This is a genomic window from Actinosynnema sp. NPDC037264, assembly GCF_055603705.1.
Map to the genome: position 1 here is coordinate 44325 of NZ_JBVJVK010000055.1, position 7737 is coordinate 52061.

Here is a 7737-nt window from a genome sequence, read left to right on the forward strand (position 1 = left end):
CGTTCGACCCCGCCGATCTGTCGGCCGTCTAGCTGTGCACGGTGACCGGCGCTTTCGCGGCACGCAGGTACCTGACGATGTGGGTCGAACTGCGGAAGGCGAGCGCCGCCATGGTCAGGCTGATGTTGGAAGTCGCGATGGAGGGCAAGCTGCCCGGCCCGACGAGGTAGAGGTTGTCGTGGTCCCACGAGTGCTGGGTGTGGTCGACCACCGAGTTCGCCGGGTCGGTTCCCATGATGTGGGTGCCCGCCAGGTGGTTGCCGCCCACGATGTTGTACCACTGGCCGTCGTGCTCGACGGCGCTGTAGCTCTTCTCGTCGTACTTGGTCCTGTCCTCGGCGCCGAGCCTCTCGAAGATGTCGGCCGCGAGCTTGCGGGCGAACGCGGCGCCACGCATGGTGTAGGGCGGGATCTTGAGTGACACGACAGGTTTCAAGTTCCCGATGGCATCCTTGTACCGGTCGTCCACGGTGACCGTGTTGCTCTTGTCGGGCAGCAGGTCGATCATGAAGGCCAGCAGGAGCTGTCGGGAGATCTGGTTCCCGAGTGTCCTGCGCAGCTCCGACCCGCGCAGGCCCCGCTTGTCGACGAGTTCGACCAGGTCTGTGTAGGGCGAGCCGGTTGCCCATCCCCAGCCGTCGTTGTGGATGTCCACGCCGAAGCCGGCCTGGGTCCTGCGGAATCGCCCGCCGCGCAGGTCGGTGATCCCGCTCGTGCAGGTTGTGCCTCGCATCGTGCCGGCCGGCTTGGGCAGCAGGCCCCACGACAGCAGGTAGGCGTGGTCCATCAGGTTGCGGCCGATCAGCTTGCTGCGGCTCATGCGCTGCATGTCGGAGGCCAGCATGAGCCGGGCGTTCTCGATGGCGTGCGCGCAGAGAATGTAGACGGTGCCCTTCACCGTGTACGTCTCGTAGCTGTCGGAGTAGAGCGACTGGTACTTCTTGATGGTGATCCCGGCTACTCGGCGGTTCTGCTCGTTGATCTCCACCTTGGACGCGACGGCTTGCGTCACGATCTTCACGTTGCCCTTGCGGAGCGCCTTGGTCAGCGTCTTTCCCGCGTGATACTTGGCCTGTACGGGGCAGAGCGGGACGCAGTTGGTGTTGCCCTGGCAGCGCTCGCCTTCTTCGGCCTGGCTCGTGCTCACCGCGCCGACCGGGACGAAGCCCTTGCCGCCGTCGTACGCGGCGTTCGGCACGCCGTTGCGGGCCTGCGGAAAGCTCCGCACCCGGAGGGTGTAATCGTCGTCCGCCAGGTTGACCCGCATGCCGTCCACGCCTCGGGCGACCGTCTGGTCGAGGTAGGACGGCGGCATGCGGTGCATCGGGAACACGTATCCCTCAGGGAAGTGCATTCCGAGGTATGCCTGGTCCTCGACTTCGGCGGCTACGCCCAGTTCGGCCTCGGCCTGCCGGTAGTAGGGCTCCAGGTCGTCGTAGCCGAGCGGCCAGTTCAGGCCCTGGCCGTACTTGGTTTGCAGGTCGAAGTCCTCGGGAAGCATGCGCAGCGCTTTCCCCTCCCAGTGCATGGAGGTGCCGCCGAGAACCCGGGTGAAGGTGGTGTCCGTGCAGTACCTGTCCTCTTGTACGAGGTAGAAGTCGTCTCGGGGCGTGTCCGGACGCACCGGCATGGTGTCGGTGCTCCTGGGCATCCGGGCATTCGGGTTGAACGGGTACGGAGACTGGTTGTCCTTGACGACCGCGCCGTAGAACCGCGACAGGTACGACTCGTACTCGGCGAGGTCCAGGTCCTTGCCAGGGCCGGCTTCGAGGATCAGCACGCTGTAGCCCGCTTGGCTCAGCCGCTCGGCGACGATGGAACCTGCCATGCCGGCACCGACGACAACGGCGTCCCAATGGCCTTGCGCGGCCTCTGCGGCGCTGGTCTGCGTCGCGGCACCGGCCGGGAAAATGATTTGGTCTGCATCATCGAAAGATGTCATTGATACCCCTTTCCACGTCTGGGGTGACCTCACCCGATTACGGGAATAATTCCGGTGACAGATCCCACCAGTCGTCAGAACGGATGGTGATCGAATGACTATCCGAGGCCCGCCACTGCCACTGGCAAATAGAGGACCTGCTCAGAATCCGAGTTCAAGCCGAAGAACCGAGTCGAGCAGGCATCGCGTCACCCACCGACGAACTGCTAAGGGATTCCAGTGATCCCCAGCGGGTCCCACCGCCAACCGCAGCCACTCGCCGCGTTGTCGGCCGGTCCGCCTACGCCGCATACGAGAATCACCCTCCGCTTTGCCATTGACCACCTCCGACGCCGCTCGCCGATCCACCGGGATCACGGCAAGGGGCCTCGGCACGAGGCTTGCATATGGCGCTGTCTCCCGCACCGGGTCTTGTCGGTGAATCCACCGTTCGGGTGTAGTAAAAGAGCCTTTTCAGCGTTGCCTCTCCAGGTCGAGGACGTAGCGCGATTGCGTGGCCGGACAGCAACGCGCTGAACTGGGAGTTTGCGGGGTGAGCGGCCTCCGCGGAGGCGACGGCGGCGGGTGAGCCCGCATCGGTGATCATGGAGTTGCGACGCTTCACGACTCCGAGGAAGACCCCACTCTCCGGTGCACGTGCAGATCCACATCCACGGCGAGGTCACCGCCGTCGACCCGGTCGAGTCCAATCAGGTCGACCTCGCCTCACCGCCGAGTCGGGCGCGCACCAGCAACGCCGCGGCCCGGCTCTATTCGCGCCGGTGCTGTTCGAACCGGGAACCACTCCCGTTCGAATCGAGGAACGACGACGCTGAGCACACCGTGGCAGCAGTCCGGGAGCGCGTCGACCGCCAATGGTGTCCCCGGTCGGAAGCATCGAGCGGCCACACCATCATCGCGCGGTGGCGCGAAGGAGTTCTGCGAGCTGCTCCTGTGCTGCGTTCAACGGTCGCCTGGGCAGGAAGAGCGTGCGGTCGACCGAGGTCGAGGGGCCGTAAAGGGGGATGGTGCGGATTCCGGGGAGGGTTCGGTGGGTGATCGCAGAGGAGACTGCCATGCCGATGCCGGTTCCGGCGGCGACATGGGTGCCGATCGTGTCGATGTCCTGTGCGGTGCGGACGATCCGCAGGGTGGCGCCGGACCGTTGGAATGCCGCGATGAGGCGGTCGCAGAGGCCGCTGTTGACCTGGTGGGGCCAGGTGAGGACGCCGAGGCCGGAGAGGTCGTCGGTTCGTAGTGAGCGTCGCGCGGCGAGGGGGTGTCTGTCGGCGATCAGGGCGACGAATCGTTCTCTGGAGAGTCTGGTGGCCGTGACGCCGGTAGAGGCGACGGGACCCCATCCGATGCCGATGTCGAGTGTTCCGCGTTCGAGGGCGTCGAGTTGGGCGGCGGTGTCCATGCGACGTGGTACGGGCGTCACGTTGGGCAACTGCGCGCGTAGTTCCGGTAGGCAGCGCAGTAGTAGGTCGTGCCCGATGTCTTCGGCGTAGGCGACGGAGAGGACTTCGGTCGCCTCTCGCGCGAATGTCGTGCCCACCTCGTAGGCGCGGCGTACTTGCAGCAGCGCGGCACGTGCCTCGGGGAGGAGGCGTTCGCCCAGTGGGGTCAGTCGCACCTGTCGGCTGGTGCGGTCGAACAACCCGCCGCCGATCTGCGCCTCCAACTTGCGGACGGCCTCGCTGACCGTGGCCTGCCCCAGGAAGATGCGCTCGGCGGCACGACCGAAGTGGAGTTCCTCGGCGACCGCGACGAAGCACTCGAGCCGACGGAGATCGAGTTCCACGCTCCGAGGGTAGTCGATGCACCCGCAGTCATCGATCGGCCACACCGATCGCTGTGGTCTTCAAAGACGCGTTGCTCGCCGGCTCCGCACCAGGCTGACTGGGGATGCGCCACCAGACGCGGTCGCGCATGGCATCGACCCACTCGAGGAACTCATGACAACCGTCTCAGTCGTCGTTCACTCGCGGCAGGGCCGCGGACAGGCACTCGCGGAGCACATCGCCGCCGGGGCGGAGGACGTCGACGGAACCGACGTCCACCTCCTGCAACTCCTCCCGGAACAGGTCACCGACGGCCGCTGGGCGGATGCCCGCATCAAGGCGCGCCTGGCCGAGTCCGACGCGATCATCTTCGGCTCGACCACGTACATGGGCAGCTTGTCCTGGGTGTTCAAGGCGTTCATGGAGTCCGCCTTCGACGAGTGGTTCGTGCAGGGCTGGAAGGACAAGTTCGCCGGCGGCTTCACCAACTCCGCCTCCCAGAGCGGCGACAAGCTGATGTCGTTGCAGCAACTGGCCGTCTTCGCCGCCCAGATGAACATGTTCTGGATCCCCGTCGGCGACCCGCCCGGGAACAACTGGAGCGGCGGGAGCCGCGACGACGTCAACAGGCTTGGTTCCTGGCTCGGCGTGATGAGCCAGAGCAACGTCGACCAAGGCGCCGAACTGGCCGGAAGCCACGGCGACATGGTCACCGCGCGGCGCTACGGCGCCCGGGTGGCCCGGGTGACGGCCCGTTGGGTGCACGGCAGGGCCTATCAGACCGAACGCATCACCGAGACCGAACTACGCGAACTCAACAACCGCGTGACGACCGAGGCAGCCACCACGCACTGACGACGTGTCCGGAATCCGTCCCACGATCGGCGATTCAGCGTCTTCGACAGGTGCGGGCGGGGGGCGGAAGGCTCCGGTGTCAGCCGGTGAGGCCGGCGTCGTGGGCGAGCAGGGCGACCTGGGTGCGGTTGTTGAGATCGAGTTTGGTGAGTATGCGGGAGATGTGGGCTTTCACGGTGGCCACGCTCATGAAAAGCTCGCCCGCGATCTCGGCGTTGGACTTGCCCCGCCCGACGGCGACGGCGACCTCGCGTTCGCGTTCGCTGAGCCGATCCAGCGCGGTGGTGGCGTGCCGTTGCCGGGCGGCGGCGCCGGTGTCGCTGAGGTGGGCGATGAGCTGTCGGGTCACGGTCGGCGACAGGATGGGTTCGCCGGCCGCGACCCGCGATATCGCGCGCAGGATCTCGGCGGGTGGGGTGTGTTTGAGCAGGAAGCCGCTGGCCCCGGCGCGCAGCGCGCGCAGGACGTGCTCGTCGGCGTCGAAGGTGGTCAGGACGATGACCTCGGGTGGGTCGGGTCGGGCACGCAGCTGTTCGGTGGCGGCGAGGCCGTCGAGGATGGGCATGCGGATGTCCATCAGCACCACGTCCGGGGCGCAGGCGTCGACGGCGGCGGCTACTTCGCTCCCGTCGCCGGCCTCGCCCACCACGGTCAGGTCGGGTGAGCCGCCGATGACCATCGCCAGGCCGGCCCGCACGAGCGGGTCGTCGTCGACCACGAGGACCCGCACCGCTGCGTTCACGTCGGGCTCCTTCTCTCCGCCCAGCCGGGCCGCGGACCGACCCTGGCCGCGATCAGAGGGTAGGCCACGGTAGCCAGGCCCAGAGCCGGAACTCACCGGCCGGGGTGGGTCCGTGCTCAAGGCGTCCGCCGGCGAGGGCGGCCCGTTCGGTGAGCCCGATGAGGCCGATGCCGGCGCCGGGAATCGCGGTAGCACCGCCGGTGCCCATCGGGCACGGGTTGCGGATCTCGACGGTCACGCCGTCGCGCGGGGTTGCCCGGACGGTGACGGCCACCTCGCCGCCGGGGGCGTGCTTGCGGGCGTTGGTCAGCCCTTCCTGCACGATCCGGCACGCGCTGCGCCCCACACCAGCCGGTACGGCGGAACGCGCGTCGGTCTGCCAGTCCAGCCGTACCCGCATCCCGGCGCGCCGCGACTGGTCGACGAGGTCAGGGAGGTCGGCCAGCGTGGGCTGCGGTCGTTCCGGCGTCTCGTCGGACCGGTCGACACCGGTGCGGAGGACGCCGATCACCTCCCGGAGGTCCTCCAGCGCCTGGTAGGCGCTGTCGCGGACCACCCCGGCGGCACGGGCGACCTCCTCGGGCGCGGCGTCGGGGCGTAGCTCCAGCGCCCCGGCGTGCAGGCTCAGCAGGGTCAGGCGGTGGGCGAGCACGTCGTGCATCTCCCGGGCGATCCGGTTGCGTTCGCCCTGGCGGGCTTCGGCGACGCGCAGTTCCTGTTCGGCCTCGACCCGCCCGGCCCGCTCCCGCAGCGACTGGCGTCGGGCCCGGACGAACATGCCCCAGGCAAGCACCGCGACGCCGACGACGACGCCCAGCACGATCTCCGACGGGGACCCGACTGGGACGTCGGGCCGAACCAGCAGCGTCAGGAACGGTACGAGCGCGCACCCAGCCGCGATCGGGGCGACCACCGCGAAGCGCCGGTGCACCGCGACGGTGAACAGCGCGATGAGCGACGCGCCCCCGGCGGACGTCGCGTAGACGCTGACCAGACCCGCGGCCACGGCGAGGCCGACCGGCCGGCGCCGGCGCAGCCACACCCCCAGACTGCACAGGCCGCCGAGGACGAGGTCGACGGTGAGCAGACCCGGCGCGACGTGCTGCGCGCGGCTGTCGACCAGGGTCAGCACCACCACGCCAAGGGCCAGCACGAAACACGCGGCGTCGACCACCCGGCCGCGGGCCGTGCGCTCGGCCGGGCGTGCCGGATCGTGGTCGGCATCGCTGATCACGCCCGCCGGCAGCGGGCTCCGATCCCGCGGGTCCGCCGGGGCCGTCATGATCAAAGCGTACGGCCGGGTCGGGCCCCACGGCATCCGACCAAAGTCGAACCCGGGGTGTAGACCTTCGGCCCGCCGCCATCGACCTCGGCCCGTAGCGGCGCGTGCGGACGCATCGGCAACCTTGTTCCACCTGACCGGAACAGACGGCCCGACACCCGAACGAACATCCCGAACCTGCTCGACAACCCGCCATCCGACTGAGACGAAGGAGCAAGAGATGAGATCACCGCAGGACACCGCCACCACGCCGGCCCGCAGTTGGTTCGTTCGAGGCCGGCTCCTCGGCGCCGCGGCGATCGCGTTCGTGGTGTCGGTGGTGGTGGAGAACGCGGTGCTCGCGGTAACGGGCGCGCCGACCTTCGACGCTCCGATCGAGGACGTGCTGGCCTACTACGCGGCCAACCGCGACTCGGTCGCGATCGCGTCCGGTCTGGTGGCCCTGTACCTGCCGCTGCTGCTCGTGTTCGTGACTGGCCTGCACGGCCTCGTGGAGCGGCGCGGCGGAGAGGGCGCCGACTGGTTGCGCCTCGCCGTGGCCGCCGGCGCGACGCTGTCGGCCGTCTTCGTGCTCGTCAACGTCCTGCAGATCGGGCTCGCGCTGTCCGCCGGCGGGCTCGCCGAGCCGACGCCCGCGTTCGAGCTCGTCTGGCAGGTTCACGCGGCGGCGTTCGCGCTGGCGCTGCCAACGCTCGGCGCCACCTTCATCGGCGCGGCCCTCGCCGCGCACGCGAGCGGGCTGACCCCGGCTTGGCAGCGCCTGCTGGGCCTGGTGGGCGGGAGCCTGCTGCTCGCCGCGGGGCTCGGCAACCTCGCGATCGCCGACGGCTCGCCGCTGCTCTTCGTCGGGCTCCTGGGGTTCGCCGCCTGGCTCGTCTGGCTGCTCGCGACCGGCGTGCGCCTCGTCCGGTCGTGACCGAGATGCGGTGGTGCCGTCACTTTCGTGGCGCAGTGGCAGCTGGACCGGCGCCGCGGGGGCAGGAACCGCCGCCGGTACCGAAGGAGCCCACATCGCCCACACATCCCATCCCTCGACCTGACCAAGCGCTACCAGGCTTAGAGGTCCTAACAGAATCGCTGGACGTGCCTGTAGCAAATGATGCAGGTGGCGAGGCCGAGGAAGGCTTCGTGGATGTCGGCGCGGCGTTCCCAC

The 7737-nt window shown here is 68.8% G+C and carries 6 protein-coding genes; 2 read left to right on the forward strand and 4 right to left on the reverse strand.

The genetic code is table 11. The features are described 5' to 3' along the window. Window positions 1-28: 28 nt before the first annotated feature. Window positions 29-1942 carry a GMC family oxidoreductase gene (locus tag ACZ7GX_RS36570; RefSeq protein ID WP_498783751.1) on the reverse strand — a complete coding sequence of 638 codons (1914 nt, stop codon included), beginning with the start codon at window positions 1940-1942 and terminating at the stop codon, window positions 29-31. 892 nt (window positions 1943-2834) lie between these two features. Next, entirely contained in the window at window positions 2835-3725 is an 891-nt protein-coding gene (locus ACZ7GX_RS36575; RefSeq protein ID WP_498783753.1) for a LysR family transcriptional regulator, read from the reverse strand. A gap of 16 nt (window positions 3726-3741) precedes the next feature. Here ACZ7GX_RS36575 and ACZ7GX_RS36580 point away from each other — a divergent pair, with 16 nt between their 5' ends. Then, a complete protein-coding gene (locus tag ACZ7GX_RS36580; RefSeq protein ID WP_498783755.1) occupies window positions 3742-4560 on the forward strand; it encodes a flavodoxin family protein in 819 nt (272 codons plus the stop codon). Between the two features lie 79 nt (window positions 4561-4639). Here the strand turns inward: ACZ7GX_RS36580 and ACZ7GX_RS36585 are convergent, their stop codons facing one another. Continuing rightward, window positions 4640-5278 (reverse strand): response regulator, encoded by a 639-nt coding sequence (locus tag ACZ7GX_RS36585; RefSeq protein ID WP_498783757.1) that lies wholly within the window; start codon window positions 5276-5278, stop codon window positions 4640-4642. Window positions 5279-5354: 76 nt separating this feature from the next. Further along, window positions 5355-6584 (reverse strand): sensor histidine kinase, encoded by a 1230-nt coding sequence (locus ACZ7GX_RS36590; RefSeq protein ID WP_498783758.1) that lies wholly within the window; start codon window positions 6582-6584, stop codon window positions 5355-5357. A gap of 220 nt (window positions 6585-6804) precedes the next feature. On the opposite strand from ACZ7GX_RS36590, the gene ACZ7GX_RS36595 reads away from it, so the two are divergent. After that, window positions 6805-7500: a hypothetical protein gene (locus ACZ7GX_RS36595; RefSeq protein ID WP_498783760.1), complete on the forward strand. Its 696-nt coding sequence runs from the start codon at window positions 6805-6807 to the stop codon at window positions 7498-7500. Window positions 7501-7737 lie beyond the last annotated feature (237 nt).

Bases quoted from the DNA above. Each gene is read 5' to 3' on its own strand.
- ACZ7GX_RS36590 (WP_498783758.1), bottom strand. From the start codon at position 6,584: ATGACGGCCCCGGCGGACCCGCGGGATCGGAGCCCGCTGCCGGCGGGC.
- ACZ7GX_RS36595 (WP_498783760.1), top strand. From the start codon at position 6,805: ATGAGATCACCGCAGGACACCGCCACCACGCCGGCCCGCAGTTGGTTC.
- ACZ7GX_RS36580 (WP_498783755.1), top strand. From the start codon at position 3,742: ATGCACCCGCAGTCATCGATCGGCCACACCGATCGCTGTGGTCTTCAA.
- ACZ7GX_RS36570 (WP_498783751.1), bottom strand. From the start codon at position 1,942: ATGACATCTTTCGATGATGCAGACCAAATCATTTTCCCGGCCGGTGCC.